The 17,651-nt window shown below is 69.6% G+C and carries 17 protein-coding genes; 7 read left to right on the forward strand and 10 right to left on the reverse strand.

The genetic code is table 11. The features are described 5' to 3' along the window. Nucleotides 1-180: 180 nt before the first annotated feature. From ABZ470_RS06980 to ABZ470_RS06995, 4 genes are all read right to left on the reverse strand, one after another. The gene (locus ABZ470_RS06980) at nucleotides 181-1,128 is read right to left on the reverse strand and encodes an NlpC/P60 family protein (RefSeq protein WP_352008852.1); all 948 of its coding nucleotides are present in this window, start codon (nucleotides 1,126-1,128) and stop codon (nucleotides 181-183) included. A 185-nt stretch (nucleotides 1,129-1,313) separates the two neighbouring features. Next, nucleotides 1,314-2,636, reverse strand: a complete 1,323-nt coding sequence (locus tag ABZ470_RS06985) for an NYN domain-containing protein (protein ID WP_352008851.1) — start codon at nucleotides 2,634-2,636, stop codon at nucleotides 1,314-1,316. A 186-nt stretch (nucleotides 2,637-2,822) separates the two neighbouring features. Continuing rightward, nucleotides 2,823-3,500, reverse strand: coding sequence for a response regulator transcription factor (locus ABZ470_RS06990; RefSeq protein ID WP_352008850.1), 678 nt, complete (start codon nucleotides 3,498-3,500; stop codon nucleotides 2,823-2,825). 56 nt (nucleotides 3,501-3,556) lie between these two features. Continuing rightward, complete coding sequence (locus ABZ470_RS06995; RefSeq protein WP_352008849.1) at nucleotides 3,557-4,759, reverse strand: histidine kinase; 1,203 nt, start codon at nucleotides 4,757-4,759, stop codon at nucleotides 3,557-3,559. A gap of 109 nt (nucleotides 4,760-4,868) precedes the next feature. On the opposite strand from ABZ470_RS06995, the gene ABZ470_RS07000 reads away from it, so the two are divergent. The 3 genes from ABZ470_RS07000 (at nucleotide 4,869) to ABZ470_RS07010 (ending at nucleotide 7,278) form a co-directional block, all read left to right on the forward strand. Further along, complete coding sequence (locus ABZ470_RS07000) at nucleotides 4,869-5,084, forward strand: hypothetical protein (RefSeq protein ID WP_352008848.1); 216 nt, start codon at nucleotides 4,869-4,871, stop codon at nucleotides 5,082-5,084. Nucleotides 5,085-5,226: 142 nt separating this feature from the next. Beyond that, nucleotides 5,227-6,951 (forward strand): DEDD exonuclease domain-containing protein, encoded by a 1,725-nt coding sequence (locus ABZ470_RS07005; protein WP_362910524.1) that lies wholly within the window; start codon nucleotides 5,227-5,229, stop codon nucleotides 6,949-6,951. 39 nt (nucleotides 6,952-6,990) lie between these two features. Then, a complete protein-coding gene (locus ABZ470_RS07010; RefSeq protein WP_352007292.1) occupies nucleotides 6,991-7,278 on the forward strand; it encodes an Lrp/AsnC ligand binding domain-containing protein in 288 nt (95 codons plus the stop codon). A gap of 8 nt (nucleotides 7,279-7,286) precedes the next feature. Here ABZ470_RS07010 and ABZ470_RS07015 read toward each other — a convergent pair whose 3' ends face one another. The 3 genes from ABZ470_RS07015 to ABZ470_RS07025 all read right to left on the reverse strand — a co-directional run bounded on the left by ABZ470_RS07015 (nucleotide 7,287) and on the right by ABZ470_RS07025 (nucleotide 9,669). Next, complete coding sequence (locus ABZ470_RS07015; protein ID WP_352008846.1) at nucleotides 7,287-8,114, reverse strand: histidine kinase; 828 nt, start codon at nucleotides 8,112-8,114, stop codon at nucleotides 7,287-7,289. 85 nt (nucleotides 8,115-8,199) lie between these two features. Further along, nucleotides 8,200-9,246 (reverse strand): anthranilate phosphoribosyltransferase, encoded by a 1,047-nt coding sequence (gene trpD / locus ABZ470_RS07020; protein ID WP_352008845.1) that lies wholly within the window; start codon nucleotides 9,244-9,246, stop codon nucleotides 8,200-8,202. Nucleotides 9,247-9,270: 24 nt separating this feature from the next. Further along, the gene (locus ABZ470_RS07025) at nucleotides 9,271-9,669 is read right to left on the reverse strand and encodes a hypothetical protein (RefSeq protein WP_352009452.1); all 399 of its coding nucleotides are present in this window, start codon (nucleotides 9,667-9,669) and stop codon (nucleotides 9,271-9,273) included. Between the two features lie 195 nt (nucleotides 9,670-9,864). Between ABZ470_RS07025 and ABZ470_RS07030 the strand changes: the two genes are divergently transcribed. The 4 genes from ABZ470_RS07030 to ABZ470_RS07045 are packed head-to-tail and all read left to right on the forward strand — an operon-like array spanning nucleotide 9,865 to nucleotide 14,060. After that, nucleotides 9,865-10,482, forward strand: a complete 618-nt coding sequence (locus ABZ470_RS07030) for a heme-copper oxidase subunit III (protein ID WP_352008844.1) — start codon at nucleotides 9,865-9,867, stop codon at nucleotides 10,480-10,482. Nucleotides 10,483-10,498: 16 nt separating this feature from the next. Beyond that, a complete protein-coding gene (locus ABZ470_RS07035) occupies nucleotides 10,499-11,311 on the forward strand; it encodes a c-type cytochrome (RefSeq protein WP_352008843.1) in 813 nt (270 codons plus the stop codon). Continuing rightward, complete coding sequence (locus tag ABZ470_RS07040) at nucleotides 11,308-12,417, forward strand: Rieske 2Fe-2S domain-containing protein (protein WP_362910526.1); 1,110 nt, start codon at nucleotides 11,308-11,310, stop codon at nucleotides 12,415-12,417. Before ABZ470_RS07035 ends, ABZ470_RS07040 begins: the two co-directional genes overlap by 4 nt. Then, nucleotides 12,414-14,060 (forward strand): ubiquinol-cytochrome c reductase cytochrome b subunit, encoded by a 1,647-nt coding sequence (locus ABZ470_RS07045; protein ID WP_362910528.1) that lies wholly within the window; start codon nucleotides 12,414-12,416, stop codon nucleotides 14,058-14,060. The genes ABZ470_RS07040 and ABZ470_RS07045 overlap by 4 nt, the downstream gene beginning before the upstream one ends. Nucleotides 14,061-14,260: 200 nt before the next feature. Here ABZ470_RS07045 and ABZ470_RS07050 read toward each other — a convergent pair whose 3' ends face one another. From ABZ470_RS07050 to ctaD, 3 genes are all read right to left on the reverse strand, one after another. Further along, nucleotides 14,261-15,457 carry an Ig-like domain-containing protein gene (locus ABZ470_RS07050; protein WP_352008840.1) on the reverse strand — a complete coding sequence of 399 codons (1,197 nt, stop codon included), beginning with the start codon at nucleotides 15,455-15,457 and terminating at the stop codon, nucleotides 14,261-14,263. A 179-nt stretch (nucleotides 15,458-15,636) separates the two neighbouring features. Continuing rightward, complete coding sequence (locus ABZ470_RS07055; protein WP_352008839.1) at nucleotides 15,637-16,032, reverse strand: cytochrome c oxidase subunit 4; 396 nt, start codon at nucleotides 16,030-16,032, stop codon at nucleotides 15,637-15,639. Next, nucleotides 16,029-17,621 (reverse strand): cytochrome c oxidase subunit I, encoded by a 1,593-nt coding sequence (gene ctaD / locus ABZ470_RS07060; protein ID WP_362910992.1) that lies wholly within the window; start codon nucleotides 17,619-17,621, stop codon nucleotides 16,029-16,031. The genes ABZ470_RS07055 and ctaD overlap by 4 nt, the downstream gene beginning before the upstream one ends. Nucleotides 17,622-17,651: the final 30 nt, after the last annotated feature.

The following is a 17,651-nucleotide window of genomic DNA, read 5'->3' on the forward strand; positions in this document are numbered from 1 at the left end:
TAAATCACATTTATCAGTGACTTCCCAAAGCGCCCCTTCACCTACAAGGGCGTCGAACAGGACCACTCCGGCGATCCTGGGCATGCCAAACGGGCCGCCCGTTGAACGGACGGCCCGCGGTCGCGAAGGTGTTCAGACGGCCCCCAGAGGCCCCGTGGACGTGGACGGGACCAGGGGGGGTCAGGGGCGGACGGCCCCGAGCAGACGGCCGCCGTAGGAGGAGAGGGGGACGACCTTGACGACGTCCCCGGTCTGGGGAGCGTGGATGATCTTGCCGTTGCCCGCGTAGAGGCCGACGTGCCCCAGGCCCTGGCTGAAGAGGATGTCCCCCGGCTGGAGGTCGCTCAGCGAGACCTTGCGCTTGGCGCCCCAGCTCCACTGCTCCCAGGTGGTGCGGGGCAGGCTCACGCCTCCGCTGCGCCAGGAGGCCTGCACGAACCCCGAGCAGTCCCAGCTGTCCGGGCCGGTGCCGCCGTACCGGTAGGGCTTGCCGAGCTGGGCGAAGGCGAAGGTCAGCGCGGCCCTGGCGTTGCCCGAGGCGGAGCCGTTGTACTGCATGCCGGTGCTGTTGGGGTCGCCCGGCCTGAAGGTGCCGAGGTCGCGCAGCACCTTCGTCTGGATTTTGATCATCTTCTCGACCTTCTCCTTCTCCTCGGCCAGCTCGTCGCGCGTCTGGTCCGCGTCGGCCAAGGCCTGCTTGGCCTTGTCGCGGTTGTCACGCAGCGTCTTGTTGGCCTCGTCGAAGGCGTGCAGGCTCTCGGCACGGGAGGCGGAGATCTGGTCGGCCGTGGCCAGGCCGCTCAGCACCAGGTTGGGGTTGACCTCACCGACGAGGTTCGGCCAGCCGATGGCGCCGCCCTGGTAGGTGGTGACGGCCATGGTGACGAGGTCGTCGCGGAGCCCGGCGACCTTCGCGGACTGCTTCGACAGGTCGGCGTTCAGGTCCGCGTACTTCTTGCGGGCCCTCTTCCACTTCTCGCCCGCCTGGTTGTACTTCTCGACGAGCTGGTCGGCCTGCTCGTTGAGCTTGGCCAGCTTCTGCTTGGTCTGCGCGACCGTCGGCTTCGGCTTGGCCGCCGCACTCCCGATCGGAGTCACGAGCAGGGCCAAGGCCAGTCCCGCAGCCATCGGCACACGCACGAACCCAACCGGCACACCCGCCACGGCCACGACGCCGCCTCCCCACGCAAAGACCACGTAAAGACCTGGGGCGAAATAGTACAGAACCGGTAAGGGTCAGCTCACCTTTTTGGCGGTTTTGTTCTTTACCTGTAGATGTCAGCCAGGAGGCGGCCCGGCCCGGGAAGGACGGATCAGGCGCGTCCGAGCCTGCGCAGGAGCAGCACCGCGGGAACGGGCCTGGCGCCCATCCGGCGGACCGACTCGGCCACCTCGCGGTCGGAGGAGACGACCGCGACGGCCCGTCCGACGGGCTCGGCCCGCACGAGCTGGCGGATCAGGTCGTCGGCGATCTGCCCGGGGGAGCTGAACATCACCCGGACGCCGCGCGGCGCGGAGACCGGCACCGGGCCGTTCAGCTCGGCGCCGTCGAAGACACAGGTCAGCTCGGTGCGGGTCTGGGCGTACAGCGCGCCGAGTCCGGTCAGCAGCCGGTTGCGCTGGTCGGCCAGGGTCAGCGCGCCGTACCCGGTCTTGGTCACGTTGTAGCCGTCCACGATCAGATGGATCTGCGGCAGCGCGAGCAACTGGTCGAGCAGGGCGGGGTCGTCGTCGGCCAGGGCCCGCGCGGGCACCGCCTGGACCCCGTGCCTGCCCGGCGCGACAGAGGAGACGGAGTCGGCGGGCCGGTGGATGCTCGACGGCAGCGCCAGCTCCCTGCGCAGCCCGGCTGCGGCGTCCTGCAGGGCGTCGAGCAGCATGCGGACCTTGGTGTCCTCCACGCTGCGGCCCTCACGGGCGGCCCTTCGCGTGGCCTCAAGCTGGCGTTCGGCGTCGGCCACCCGTTCCCTCAGGCGCCGCAGCTCGCTCTCCCCCGCGCTCCCCGCGGCGGTCGCGGCGGCCTTGGCCTCCTGCGCGGCCTCCTCCATCTCGGCGGCCCGCGCCTCGGCGGCCCTGGTGCGCTCCCTGGCGTCGTGCAGCCTGCGGCGCAGGTCGGAGATCTCGGACCTGGACCCCTTGAGCTGCTCGCGCAGCCGGTCGGCCTCCTCCTTGGCCGAGGCCTTCTGCGCGGCCAGCTGCTCGCGCAGCCGGGTGAGCGTCTGCTCCTGCGCCGACCCCTCGGCGACGGCGGCGGAGCGCTCAAGGTCGGCGCGGGCGGTCTCGACCATCTCCACCCAGCCGGGTGGCCTGGTCAGATAGGCCGCGGCCGCCACCAGCACCGGCTCGGCCGCGGGCGGCACGACACCCTCGGCGAGGCTCTCGACCAGCTCGGGCCAGCTCGCGGCCAGTGTCTCCGCGACCAGCTCGCGGAACTTCTTGTCGGTCTCCAGCTGGGCGGCGATCGGCGCGCCGCCCAGCCTGGCCCGTTTCCTCGGGTCGAACTTGGCGATCCCCCGTAGCGGCGCGGGCATCACGGCCTGCGGCATCGACCCCAGAACCTGGGACGCCAGCTCCACGACGTGTAAGCGGACCTGCTCGGGCAGTGGACGAGACAGGCCCTCTCCGGCTGAACTCATCACGGCCCCTACTCGGATCGGTCTTCACGTCAAGGGTACGGCTACCTCACCCGGGCACCGACCTGGCCGACGTCCGCCGCCCCCCTTCCCAGGCGAACGTGACATCGGCGGCGGGTGTCCGGCCAGGTGCCCCGGCCATGCTCGGCACGGTCGTGTCCATACCTGGCCAATTCAGATCAGAACAGGTCAGATCAAATGACCCGCGTCGTGAACGGTCAGCGCGATCTGGACCCGGTTGTTCAGTTCCAGCTTCGTCAGCACCCGGGAGACATGCGCCTTGACCGTCGCCACGCTCATGTAGAGCTCGGCGGCGATCTCCGCGTTCGACCTTCCCCTGCCGACGGCGAGCGCGACGTCGCGCTCACGCTCGCTGAGCACCGCGAGCGACGCCCGCGCCTGCTCCCTGCGGGTGCCCGCGCCGACGTCGGAGACGTGCGCGATGAGCTGCCTGGTGACGGCGGGCGACAGGATCGGCTCGCCCGCGCCGACCCTGCGGATCGCGGCGACCAGGTCGGCCGGAGGGGTGTCCTTCAGCAGGAACCCCGCCGCCCCGGCCCGCAGGGCCCGGAGCACCTGGGCGTCGGCGTGGAAGGTGGTCAGCACGACCACCTCGGGAGGGGCAGGGGCGGCGCGCAGCCGCTCGGTCGCGGTCAGTCCGTCGACCCTGGGCATGCGGATGTCCATCAGCACCACGTCCGGCCGGTGCGCGGCAACCAGCTCCGGTACCTCAAGCCCGTCCCCCGCCTCGCCGACGACGAGCAGGTCGGGGGCGCCGCCGAGGATCATCGACAGCCCGGCCCTGACGAGGGCGTCGTCGTCCACGATCAGCACGCGGATCGCCTGACCCGCGGGCGGGGAACTCATGTCCGCCACGTTAACCACACCCCGTCACCTCGGCCGTCATCGCCCCGCCGTACGCCTCACGTGGCCCACGGCAGCCACGCGCTGAGCCGGAACCTGCCGTCCTCACCCACACCGTAGGCGAGGCGCCCGCCCACGAGCCCGGCCCGCTCGGTGAGCCCGATCAGCCCCGTCCCGCTGCCCGGGATGGCCCGCCCGGAGGTCGTGGGGTTGCCGATCTCGACGGTGAGCCCGTCTCCCGGCCCTCCCCTGACGGTGACGTCGACCGGGGCCGCGGTCGCGTGCTTGCGCGCGTTGGTCAGTCCCTCCTGGGTGATCCGGTAGACGTTCCTGCCGAGCCCTGCGGGCGCCCTGCCCGGCTCGGCCACCCGCATGTCGAGCGTCACCTCCATGCCCGCGAGCCTGGACTCCTCGACGAGGCCCTCCAGGTCGGCGAGGGTCGGCTGGGGCCGGTCAGGGGCGGTCTCCTCGCCGCCGAGCCGCAGCACGCCGATGACCTCCCGCAGGTCCTGGAGCGCCTGGTGCGCCCCCGTCCTGAGCACCCCCGCCGTCCTGACCAGGTCGTCGCGGGGGATGTCGGGGCGGTACTCCAGGGCCCCGGCGTGCACGCTGAGCAGCGACAGGCGGTGCGCGAGGGCGTCGTGCATCTCCCTGGCGATGCGCTCGCGCTCCATGTGCCTGGCCCGCTCGACCCGCAGCTCGGCCTCGACCTCCGCCCGTTCTGCGCGGTCGCGCAGCGAGAGCACCAGCTGGCGCCTCGCCCTGACGAACATGCCCCACATGATCAGCAGCAGGTAGGACAGCACCGAGAACGCCATCGCCCCCCAGTAGGAGACCTCCGGGTCGGGCCGCCACCACAGCTGGGGGACGAGTGCGAGGACGTGCAACCCGGTGATCGCGGCGACCGTCTTGAAGGGGCGGTGCACCGCGACCGTGAAGAGCGCCACGGCGACGGCTCCGGAGGCGATGCCCGAGGCGAGCGCGGCGGGCACCATGACGAGGGCCAGGCCGACCGGCCAGCGGCGCCGCAGCCACAGCAGCGCGCACGCGGCGGCCCCGACGATCTGGTCGGTGAGGACGACGGCGTACGGGGTCGAACCTCCGGGTCGCATGGCCAGCGCGGTGGCGAGCCCCAGCAGCGCGGCCACGACGAAGACGACGATGTCGACACCCCAGTCGCGGGCCGAACGCCGCGTCGGGGACCGCTCGCCCGCCAGGTCACCGTGCAGGACCGCGGGCAGCAGCCACCGATACTCCGTCACGTTGTCCGAGGGTAGGACCCATCCGGAACGTCCGGTACCGACCAAAGTCGATGTTCCGCCGACTTTCGGCCGACGCGGCCCATCCGGTCCCCGCGTCACCATCGAGGGCATGAGAGCGACCCTGCGGATCCTCGGGAGCGTCTGCGTCGTCCAGGCCGCCGGCGGCGTGATCGGCGAGTTCGGGGGGCCGGGGAGCCTCGGCCGCGAGTGGTTCCTGGTGCACCGCGTGGGCCTGCTGGAGGGCTACGAGGTCTTCGCCTGCATCGTGCTCGGGGTGCTCGGGCTGGCGCTGTGGGCGGCGGGCGCGGCCGTACGGGACGAGTGAGCCCATCTGGGCCTCTCGTGCCCCATGGTGCCCGCGCGGTGAGATGAGGGTTACGTGAGGGTTGCCGGAACACCAAGGGGGAACGACGCCAGGCGGACCCCGGAGCGGTAAATGTCGGTCGATGCTCCTATGGTCGTGAGCCGTGGAGTACGCCGTGCAGGGGACGCTTGACGAACTGGGCACGCCGCTTGAGCAGATCACGTTCGTCGTGTTCGACCTGGAGACCACGGGGGTCTCCGCCGACGAGCACGCCATCACGGAGATAGGCGCGGTCAAGGTTCGCGGCGGTGAGGTGCTCGGCGAGTTCGGCACGCTGGTCGATCCGGGTTCACCGATCCCGCCTTTCATCTCGGTGCTCACCGGCATCACCGACGCCATGGTGACCGCCGCGCCGAGGATCGACTCGGTGCTGCCCTCCTTCCTGGAGTTCGCCAGGGGCGCCACGTTCGTCGCCCACAACGCGGGCTTCGACCTGTCGTTCGTCAGGGCGGCCTGCGCGGCCCTGGGCTACCCTCCGCCCGGCAACCCCGTGGTCGACACCGTCGTGCTGGCCCGCAGGCTGCTGACCCGCGACGAGGTCCCCAACTACAAGCTCTCCACCCTGGCCAGGGTCTTCAGCAGGACCGAGCCGTGCCACCGCGCGCTCGCCGACGCCAGGGCGACCGTGGACGTGCTGCACGCCCTGATCGAGCGGGCGGGCTCGTTCGGGGTGCACACGCTGGAGGAGCTGAAGGGCTTCGTGCGGGCGCCGACGCCCGAGCAACGCCGCAAACGCCACCTGGCCAACGGGGTGCCCGGCGAGCCGGGGGTCTACGTGTTCGAGGACGATCGGGGCGAGCCTCTCTACGTCGGCAAGAGCACCAACCTGCGCAACCGTGTCCGCAGCTACTTCACCGCCGCCGAGACCCGGCCGAGGATCCGCGAGATGGTCGCCGTCGCCGAGCGGATCAGGACCATCGTCTGCGCCACCCCCCTTGAGGCCGAGGTCAGAGAGCTCAGGCTGATCGGCTCGGCCAAACCGCGCTACAACCGCAGGTCGCGTTTCCCCGAACGGATGGTCTGGCTCAAACTCACCGAGGAGCCCTTCCCCCGCCTGTCCGTCGTGCGCGAGGTCAAGGACGACGGGGCCGGATACCTCGGCCCGTTCGGCAGCGTCCGCGCCGCCGAGGACGCCCGCTCCGCGCTGCACGAGGCGATCCCCCTGCGCCGGTGCACGGAGCGGATCACCCCCCGCACGGGCCGGCCCGCGTGCGCACTGGCCGGGATCGGCCGGTGCGGCGCCCCCTGCGAGGGCCGTCAGAGCGTCGAGGAGTACGGCCTGCACGCCGCGGCCGCCCGCAGGGCTATGGAGCTGGACGCCTCGGAGGTCTTCTCCGCGATCGAGGCCAGGATGGAGCGCCTGTCCCGTGAGGAGCGCTACGAGGAGGCCGCGGCGGACCGCGACCGGCTGGCCTCCTACGTGCGCGTCTCGGCGCGCATGCAGCGGCTGCGCGGGCTGACCTCGCTGCCGCAGCTGGTCGCCGCGGCCCCGCTGACGGGCGGCGACTGGGAGATCCACGTCGTCAGGCACGGCAGGCTGGTCTCGGCCGGGGTGATGCCCAGAGGCGCCCACCCGACCCCGTTCGTGGACGCGCTGGTGGCGACGGCGGAGACCGTCGTGCCCGGTCCCGGCCCGGTCCCGGCCGCCGGGGCCGAGGAGACCGAGTGCGTGCTGCGCTGGCTGGAGGCCCCCGGGGTGCGGCTGGTGCAGGTCGAGGGCGGCTGGAGCCTGCCGATCGGCGGCGCCGGACGGTTCAGGTCCCGCATCGACCTGGCCTACCGCTCCCGTGAGCAGTACGGGGACGGCGAGGGCCGCAGGGGGCGCTGATAGCGTCGTGGGAGCAGTTCCCAACCAGGAGGAGAGCCAGTGGTCACCGCGATCGTGCACATCAACGCCGAGGTGGACCGGATCCCCGAGGTGGCCCAGACGATCGCCGAGCTCGACGGGGTGAGCGAGGTCTACTCCATAACCGGGGAGTACGACCTGCTGGCCATCGTCCGCGTCCCCGCCTACGAGCAGGTCGCCGAGGTCATCCCCGGCAGGCTGAACAAGGTGGCCGGGGTGCTGCGCACCGAGACGCACATCGCCTTCCGCACCTACTCCCGGCACGATCTTGAGGCCGCCTTCTCGATCGGCCTGGGCGAGTCGGACTGACCGGCCCCTCAGGTGGGCAGGCGGGCCCCCGGGCGTAGTTCGCCCGTTGTCGGCAGGCGGGCCCGCACCTCGAACCCCCCTTCGGGCATCGGCCTGGCCTCCAGGCTCCCGCCGAACATCGTGGCGCGCTCACGCATGCCGAGCAGCCCCGTCCCGGCGCCGGCCCCGGCGGGCGGAGGAACCACCTGGCCGTCGTCGCGGACGAGCACGTCGAGGAAGCCGGGACGCCAGCGCAGCGTGACATGGGCCGTACTGGCTCCCGCGTGCTTGAGCGTGTTGCCCAGCGCCTCCTGGACGATCCGGTAGGCCGCCAGTTCCAGGGTCAGGCCGACCTCCGCCGGGGACCCGTCCTCGACCACCTCGACCCGCAGGCCCGCCGTACGGACCTGGGTCAGCAGGTCGGACAGGTCGGACAGCCTTGGCTGGGGGTGCCTGGTCGCCGCGGGGGCGCCCTCGACGCTCAGCAGGCTCAGGATCCGCTGTAACTCGACGAGCGCCTGACGGCCCGACTCCTCGGCGACGCGCAGTGTCTCGCGGGCCCTCGCGGGGTCCTTCTCCATGATCATCCGGCCCGCGCCGACGCCGAGCGTCATCATGCTGACCCCGTGGGCGACCACGTCGTGCAGTTCCCCGGCGATGCGGGCGCGCTCCCGCATCGCCGCGGCACGGCTCAGCGCCTCCCGTTGCCCGGCCAGCCTGGTGCGCTCGGCGGCCAGGCTCAGCAGCAGCAGGCGTCGCTCACGCGCCAGCCTCGCCGCGGCCAGCGAGAGGCAGACGACCGCGAGGACAAGCAGGCCGAGCGCCACTCGCCAGGCAGGAAGGTCAACACGCCACATGGGCGCAATCTAGGACGGCCACGACCAGCGCGACATCCCCTCACGGGAGGATCTTGCGTCCGCCCGGGAGGGGAGGACTCGCGGATCAGGGCGTTTTCAGAGCCTGGCTGACCTCGACCCAGCGGTCGAGGAGCGCCCCGGCCTCGCCGGAGTCGACGGCCTGTCCCGCCCTGGCGTAGGCGCCCGCCATCGCGGCGTCCAGGTCGTCGCCCGCGGCGTCGTAGGCGACCAGGGCCGCGGCGGCGTTGAGCAGCACCGCGTCGCGGACCGGCCCGGTCTTGCCGCCCAGCAGGTCGCGTACGGCCTGCGCGTTGAAGGCCACGTCCCCGCCGCGCAGCGCGTCCTGGTCGGACCTGGGGATGCCGAGCACGGCCGGGTCGAAGACGGTCTTCCTCGCGGTGCCGTCACGCACGATCCAGACGGTCGAGGTCGTCGCGGTGGTGAGCTCGTCGAGACCGTCGTCTCCCCTGAAGACCAGGGCGGAGACGCCGCGCTCGGCGAACACGCCGGCGACCACGGGGAGCATGATCGGGTCGAAGATGCCGATGGCCTGGGCCTGCGGCCTGGCGGGGTTGGTCAGCGGCCCGAGGAAGTTGAAGACGGTCGGGATGCCGAGTTCCTTGCGCGCCGGTCCGACGAAGCGCAGCGCCGGGTGGTAGACGGGCGCGAAGCAGAAGGAGATGCCCGCCTCGACGGCGACCCTGGCGGTGTTCTCCGGCGTCAGGTCGAGCACGACTCCCAGGTGCTCCAGCACGTCGGCGGCGCCGCAGAGGGAGGAGGCGGCCCTGTTGCCGTGCTTGACGACCCGGGCGCCGGCCGCGGCGGCCACGATGGCGGCCATCGTGGAGACGTTGACGGTGTGGGCTCGGTCGCCACCGGTGCCGACGACGTCGACGACGGGCCCCTCGACCGTCAGCGGGGTCGCCCGTTCCAGCATGGTGCGCGTCAGCCCGGTCAGCTCGGCGACCGTCACCCCCTTGGCCCGCAGCGCCACGGCGAAGCCCGCGATCTGCACGGAGGTCGCCGAACCGGACATGATCTCGTTCATCGCCCAGGAGCTCTCGTCCGCGGTGAGGTGCTCACCCGCGAGCAGGGCGGACAACAACGCGGGCCAGGTGGTGCGCGCGTCCATGTGGGGTCTCCAGAGGGGTTCGGTCTACCGGGCGGTCAGGCGGGTCGACAGGCGGCGGCGCATCAGGTCGGCGACGGTGTCGGCCAGCACGACCGGGTCGATCGGCTGCGGCACGACGGCCTCGGCGCGGGACCACTCGGCCAGCCACCGGTCGTCGCGGCGGGCGATCAGCAGGCAGATCGGAGGGCAGTCGTACACCTCGTCCTTGGCCTGCCTGGCGACCCCCATGCCGCCCGCGGGCTGGGTTTCGGCGTCGAGCACGGCGACGTCGATCTCACCCGAGTCGAAGTGCTGGACGACCTTCGCGTGGGTGGCGCACTCCACGATCTCCACGAGGGGCACGTCGGCGGCGGGACGCCTGCCGATCGCCTGCCGCACCTTCTCGCGAGTGCTCGCGTCGTCGCTGTAGACGAGGACCCTCATCTTGTCGTCGGTGCTCACGGTGGCGCTCACTATCCCTTGTCGATGTATGGTCACCTGGGATGGTACCGGGCGGCTCGCCCGGAGACCCAGACCGGACGCATCCATGAGATAAATGCGCCATAAGCCCGGTTTTAGGGAGCGCGGGGACCCCCTAGTGGGGGGTCGTGCGGCGACCCGACCAGGAGAACCGCAATAATGCTGCCCGTGGCGACAGCATCCGCAATATCAACGACGACGACAGCGCATTCGTCCCGCAGGCCAGACCTGGTCAGCGTCGGGACGATCGTCTGGCTGTCCTCTGAGCTCATGTTCTTCGCGGCGCTGTTCGCGATGTACTTCACCATCCGGTCGGTCAGTCTCGGCCAGGGTCTCCCCTGGCCGGAGGCTCACTTGAACGTCCAGTTCTCGCTGGTCAACACGATCATTCTGGTCCTGTCGAGCGTGACCTGTCAGCTGGGCGTGTGGGCGGCTGAGAAGGGCCAGGTCGCCAAGCTGCGCTTCTGGTACATCGTCAGCTTCCTGATGGGTGCCGTGTTCGTCGCCGGCCAGCTGTATGAGTACAGCCAGCTGGTCGAGGAGGGGCACACCCTGTCGCACTCCGCGTACGACTCGGTGTTCTACCTGACCACGGGCTTCCACGGCCTTCACGTGACCGGTGGACTGATCGCGTTCCTGTTCATGCTGGGACGCACGTACGCCGCGAAGCGCTTCACCCGTGAGCAGGCGACCAGCGCCATCGTCGTGTCCTACTACTGGCACTTCGTCGACGTGGTCTGGATCGGCCTTTTCGTGACCATCTACGGCATTCATTAAGGAATCGGGGATCTCTGTGAATAGGATCACCGCTGGGCGGCGGCATCCCCTCGCGAGATACGCCGTCCTGCTTCTTGCCCTTGGGCTGCTCGGGGGGTTCTACACCCTCGCGGCTCCGACGAGCGAGCGGGCTGACGCGGCCATCGCGTCCGGCAGGGCCGACGACGTCGCCGAGGGTAAGAAACTCTTCGAGCAGAGCTGCTCCAGCTGCCACGGCCTCAGCGCCGAGGGCACCAAGAACGGCCCGACGCTCGTCGGCGTCGGCGCCGCCGCCGTGGACTTCCAGGTCAGCAGTGGCCGTATGCCCCTGGCCAACCCCGGCGCCCAGGCCCCGCGCAAGCCGACGGCGCCCTGGGTCAACGAGGACACCGTCCGGCAGCTCTCCGCCTACATCCAGTCGCTGGGCGGCGGTCCCACCGTCCCCGCCGACGAGCAGGTCGACCCGGCCAAGGGTGACAAGTCGAAGGGTGGCGAGCTGTTCCGCGCGAACTGCATCCAGTGCCACAACTTCGTCGGCGCCGGGGGTGCCCTGACCCAGGGCAAGTACGCCCCGCCGCTGAACGAGGCCACCCCGAAGCAGATCTACGAGGCCATGGTCACCGGCCCGCAGGCGATGCCGGTGTTCAACGACAGCATCATCACCCCCGACCAGAAGCGGGACATGATCGCCTACATCGTGGGCGTGCGTGACGAGCCCAACCCGGGCGGCGCCGGCCTCGGCCGCATCGGTCCGGTGACCGAGGGTCTCGTGGCCTGGATCGCGGGCATCAGCCTGCTCGCCCTGGCCGCTATCTGGATCACCGCCAAGAAGCGACAGGCCCACCAATGACAGACAACAACCACGACATCGAACAGCCCGAGGGGCGCGTGCCACACCGCGTCATCGGCACCCCGGCGCCCGCGACGGCCACCTCCCTGCTGGGCGAGGAGGAGCGCACCGAAGCCACAGCCGACGTCCCGGGTGTGAACCTGCAGGACGAGCAGACCGCCAGGAAGGGTGAGCGGGCCGCGGCCCTGTGCTTCCTCATCACCTTCCTGGCCGCGGTCGCCTTCGTCGCCTCCTACGTGATCTTCCAGGTGGGCGACGTCGAGACGACCAAGACCTCGACCCTGGCGCTGGGCGGCTCGCTGACCCTGGCGCTGCTGTCGCTCGCGGCGGGCATCGTGTTCTGGGTCCGCATGGTCATGCCGAAGTACAGCCTGGTCCAGGAGCGCCACACGATGGCCTCCTCCTCCGAGGTCAGGGAGCAGGTCGGCGAGACCTTCCTGCAGGGCGCCGCCGAGAGCGGCATCACCAAGCGGCCGCTGCTGCGCCGTACGCTCCTGCTGGCCGCCGCCCCGCTGGGCGTGCTGCCGATAGTGCTGCTGCGCGACCTCGGCCCGCGCTACAAGAACTTCCCCGAGAAGCTGCGGCACACCGTCTGGGGCGAGAAGACCAAGGACGGCAAGGACCGCAGGCTCGTCGTCGAGGGAACCGGCGCGCCGATCCGCGCGGCCGACTTCAACTCCCCCGGCGGCATCCTGTCGGTCGTGCCCGAGGGTTACGAGCACGACCTCGACGCCCTGGCCAAGGCCACGCTGATCCTGATCAAGTTCCGCCCGGAGGAGATCAAGTCCGGGACGAACAAGAACTGGACGCACGACGGGATCGTGGCGTACTCCAAGATCTGCACGCACGTCGGCTGCCCCGCGGCCCTGTACGAGCAGACCACCCACCACATCCTGTGCCCGTGCCACCAGTCCACCTTCGACGCCGCGGACGGCGCCAAGGTGATCTTCGGTCCGGCCGCCAGGCCGCTGCCCCAGCTGCCCATCGCCGTCGACAGCGAGGGCTACCTGGTCGCCACGGCCGACTTCGCCGTCCCGCCGGGGCCCAGCTTCTGGGAACGCGGCGACGCCGAGGCCGAGGTCCGTGAGAAGGGAGGCCACGCATGAGCACCGGAACGGTTCCGAAGCCCATCGCGGGCGCGAGCGGTTTCCTCGACGACCGGCTCGGCGCGGGAAACTTCCTCAAGCGCAACCTGCGCAAGGTGTTCCCCGACCACTGGTCGTTCCTGCTGGGTGAGATCGCGCTCTACTCGTTCATCATCCTGCTGCTGACCGGCACCTTCCTGACGTTCTTCTTCAAGCCCTCCATGGCGCACGTCGTCTACGAGGGCTCCTACGAACCGCTCAAGGACGTCACGATGTCCGAGGCGTACGCCTCGGCTCTGCAGATCAGCTTCGACGTGCGCGGTGGTCTGCTGATGCGGCAGATGCACCACTGGGCGGCCCTGCTGTTCGTCGCCGGCATGATGGTGCACGCGCTCCGTGTGTTCTTCACCGGTGCGTACCGCAAGCCGCGCGAGCTGAACTGGCTCATCGGCGTGCTGCTGCTGACGCTGGCGCTGGCCGAGGGCCTGACCGGCTACTCCCTGCCCGACGACCTGCTCTCCGGTGCGGGTCTGCGCATCACCGAGGGTGTGGCGATCTCGCTGCCGCTGGTCGGCACCTGGATCACCTTCTTCCTCTTCGGCGGCGAGTATCCCGGCGAGGACGTGATCTCCCGGTTCTACTCGCTGCACATCCTGCTCATCCCCGGCATCCTGCTCGCGCTCATCTCCGCCCACATGGTCCTCATGTGGGTGCAGAAGCACACCCAGATGCCGGGCAAGGGACGCACCAACGAGAACGTGGTCGGCGCGCCGTTCTACCCGGCCTTCATGGCCAAGGCGGGCGCGTACTTCATGTTCACGTTCGGCGTCATCGCGCTGCTGGGCACCTTCGCCCAGATCAACCCGATCTGGCTGTTCGGTCCCTACACGCCCGCCGACATCTCGGCGGGTTCCCAGCCCGACTTCTACATGGGCTTCCTTGAGGGCTCGCTCCGTCTGATGCCCTCCTGGGAGATCAACATCCTGGGCTTCACGCTGCCGATGAGCGTGCTGATCCCGGCGCTGGTCCCGATGGGCATCATCATGACCGGCCTGGCCCTGTATCCCTTCCTGGAGCAGTGGGTCACCGGGGACCGCAGCGAGCACCACGTCGCCGACCGTCCCCGCAACAACCCGCACCGCACCTCGATCGGCATCTCGGCCATCACGTTCTACGGTGTGCTGTGGCTGCTGGGCGCGAACGACGAGATCTCCTCGGTCTTCCACGTCTCGCTCAACTGGACGACCTACATCGGCCGGGTCCTGGTCTTCCTCGGCCCGCTGGTGGCCTACATCGTCACCTACCGGATCTGCCTCGGCCTGCAGCGCAGCGACGCGGCGATCATCGGGCACGGCGTGGAGTCGGGTGTCATCAAGCGCCTGCCCCACGGTGAGTACATCGAGGTCCACGTTCCGCCGGAGGCCTCCATCGAGGCGCACCTGCGGGGCAAGGCCCCGGTTCCGACCATCGCCGGGACCGACACCGACAAGGACGGCATCCCGCCCAAGGGGATGCGCGGCCCGCTCGGCAGGCTCCGCGCCAAGATGAGCAAGGCCTACGGCGGCGAGAAGATCCCGCTGGACGACGGCCACGGTCACGGCGTCGAGCACGGCGAGCACGCGCAGGTCGGCTCGGGCGGGGACGACAGGTCCCTGACCCACTAGAGGCCGTCACAAGCTTCGCCACACGACGGGGCCCGGACACCGATCAGGTGTCCGGGCCCTGTTGTCTGTCTCCGCCCGGAGCTGGCGACGAGCCCCGCCCGCCCTGGAACGCCCCTGTACGGCTCAGGGAGCCCCGGAAACGGCCTGGCCGCATTCCTCTGACCCGAGAGCCGCAAAAGCCTCTCAGCGGCCTTCAGGCGTCACAGGGAGTCGGTGGTGAAGTACTTGACGCTGCTCCACTTCAGCCACTGCTTCCAGTCCTCCTGCCAGTGGCCCCAGCCGTTGGTCGGCTCAAGCGGGCGAGGGGTGCCCGTGATGATGATCGGGTCACCGATGAGGGTGTTGTTGATGAACCAGACGGCGTTGTCCGGGCTGACGTTGACGCAGCCGTGACTGACGTTGGAGTACCCCTGGGAGCCGACCGACCACGGGGCGCTGTGCACGTACTCGCCGCTGTTGGAGATGCGGACGGTGTTGTAGACGGTCATCTGGTAGTAGCCGGGAGAGCCGGGGCCGATGCCGGGCGAGGTCATGATGGTCACCGGCTCCCTGGACATGGCCAGGTGCACGCCGCTGGTCGTGTAGTACTTCCAGGCGCCGCCCTGGCCCGCGCTCATCGGGATCTGCCTGACGACCTTGCCGTTGCGCCTGACGGTCAGGTGGTGGGTCTGGGTGCTGCCCCGGGTGATCTGGGAGCGGCCGACCCTGAAGCGGATGCTCTGGTTCTGCTTGCCGTACACGCCCCTGCCGCCCCTGACGCCCTCAAGGTTGGCGTCGACGCGGACGGTGGTGTTGGCGGGCCAGAACGTCTTGGGACGGAAGTGCACGGTCTTGTCGTCGAACCAGTGCCAGGCCCCGAGGACCGGCTTCGAGGAGCGGATCGCCAGGTTGCGCTCGACCTCGACGCGGTCGGTGATGGGCTGGTCGAAGGTGATCATGACCGGCATGCCGACCCCGACCGTCAGGCCCGTCAGCTCCTTGTCGGGGAGGAACTCCTTGATCTCGAAGGTCTTCTCCGCCTTGACCGTGGAGAAGGAGGTGTGGGTCTCGCTGACCTTTCCTCCCGGGTTCACCGCGACCGCGGTGACCTCGTAGGTCGTCCCCGGCAGCGCGGTGTCCTGACTGTGCCACTGGGTCCCGTCGGCGCTCAGCACACCCGTCAGGGAGTTCCTGGGGCCCTTCACGGTGACGTTCCTGAGTGTCCCCCCGCTGGCCGCCACCAGGACGGTCGCGTGGGTGGGCACGTTGCCCGCCCTGTCGAGGGGGACCACACTGACCGCCGCGTCCGCGTGCGACACGGGTCCCGCCGGCCCGCGCGCGGCGGTGGTGGAACCGTCCGAGCATGAGGCCACCAGTAGCAGGGCCAGTAGCCCGGCCCCCGGAATCGAACCACGCATCGTCTGTCCCACGTGCCCCACGTGTGCTCCCCTGTTCAGGACCGGTCCGGTGATCCTGTTATTACCCGTAGTAAGCGGAGCGCCACATATGGCGATGGGTGTGGGTCCCCAATAAACACCAAAAAACGGGCCACGGAATCTCCGTGGCCCGTTTCCGGAAGCCTGGGGTGGCGACGCGCTCAGTGCGAGAAGTGACCCCGGTAGTACTCGAAGACGAACCCGATCATGCTCATGATGACCGCGAACACACCGATCAGGAACAGCCACCAGCCGATGACCAGGCCGACCGCGGTGAGCGAGACGGCCAGGCAGACGAACAGCGGCCACCAGCTGTGCGGGCTGAAGAAGCCGAGCTCCCCCGCGCCGTCGCTGATCTCGCCCTGCTTGTCGTCCTCAGGCTGCTCGCCGATGCGGCGGGCGGTGTACATGAGGTAGTAGCCGATCATGAAGGCGAAGCCGACCGAGATCGCCATCGCCGTCGTGCCGACCGGTTCCCTTGACCAGAACCAGTAGACGACGTCCACCGCGGCGAAGAAGATGCCGCAGAGGATGAACAGCCAGCCCTGGACCTTCATCGGTTGTCCTCCAGCTCACGCGAGGCCGAGGTGATGTGCGGGTACTTGAGGTCGAACGCGGGGCGCTCGGACCTGATGCGCGGCAGCGAGGTGAAGTTGTGCCGCGGCGGCGGGCAGGAGGTCGCCCACTCCAGCGAGTTGCCGTAGCCCCACGGGTCGTCCACCGTGACCTTGGGGGCGGACTTGTGGGTCCGCCACACGTTGTACAGGAACGGCAGCGTCGATGCGCCCAGCAGGAACGCGCCGACCGAGGAGACCATGTTCAGGTTGGTGAAGCCGTCGGCCGGGCTGTAGTCGGCGTAGCGGCGCGGGAAGCCGGCCGCGCCGAGCCAGTGCTGCACCAGGAACGTGGTGTGGAAGCCGATGAACAGCGTCCAGAAGTGGACCTTGCCCAGCGTGTCGTTGAGCAGCTTGCCGGTGAACTTGGGCCACCAGAAGTAGAAGCCCGCGAACATCGCGAAGACCACGGTGCCGAAGACGACGTAGTGGAAGTGGGCCACCACGAAGTAGGAGTCCGACACCTGGAAGTCCAGCGGCGGCGAGGCCAGGATGACGCCGGTCAGACCACCGAAGAGGAAGGTCACCAGGAAGCCGATCGAGAACAGCATGGGTGACTCGAACGACAGGTGTCCCCGCCACATCGTGCCGATCCAGTTGAAGAACTTCACCCCGGTCGGGACCGCGATGAGGAACGTCATGAAGGAGAAGAACGGCAGCAGCACCTGGCCGGTCGGGAACATGTGGTGCGCCCACACGGTGATCGACAGACCGGCGATGGCGATGGTCGCGCCGACCAGGCCGATGTAGCCGAACAGCGGCTTGCGGCTGAAGACCGGCAGGATCTCCGTCACGATGCCGAAGAACGGCAGCGCGATGATGTACACCTCGGGATGACCGAAGAACCAGAACAGGTGCTGCCAGAGCATGGCACCACCGGTCGCCGAGTCGAAGATGTGCGTGCCGAGCTTGCGGTCGGCCTCAAGCGCCAGCAGCGCGGCGGCCAGCACCGGGAAGGCCATCAGCACCAGGATCGAGGTGAGCAGGATGTTCCAGGTGAACATCGGCATGCGGAACATCGTCATGCCCGGAGCGCGCATGCACACGATCGTGGTGATGAAGTTCACCGAGCCGAGGATCGTGCCCAGACCGCTGATGGTCAGACCGACGATCCACAGGTCGCCACCGATACCGGGCGAGTGGATCGCGTCCGACAGCGGGGCGTAGGCGAACCAGCCGAAGCTGGCCGCGCCGCCCGGGGTGAGGAAGCCCGACAGGGCGATGGTGCTGCCGAACAGGAACAGCCAGTAGCTGACCATGTTCAGACGCGGGAAGGCCACGTCCGGGGCGCCGATCTGCAGCGGCATCAGCTCGTTGGCGAAGCCCGCGAACAGCGGCGTCGCGAACATCAGCAGCATGACCGTGCCGTGCATGGTGAACAGCTGGTTGAACTGCTCGTTGCTGGTGAGCTGCAGCCCCGGCTGCGCCAGCTCGGCCCGCATGATCAGCGCCATCACGCCGCCGATCAGGAAGAACACGAACGAGGTGATGAGGTAGAGGTGTCCGATGATCTTGTGATCGGTGGACGACATCCACTTCGCGACGACCGAGCCCTTGCGGGT

This window comes from Streptosporangium sp. NPDC020072, assembly GCF_040631445.1.
GTDB lineage: Bacteria > Actinomycetota > Actinomycetes > Streptosporangiales > Streptosporangiaceae > Streptosporangium.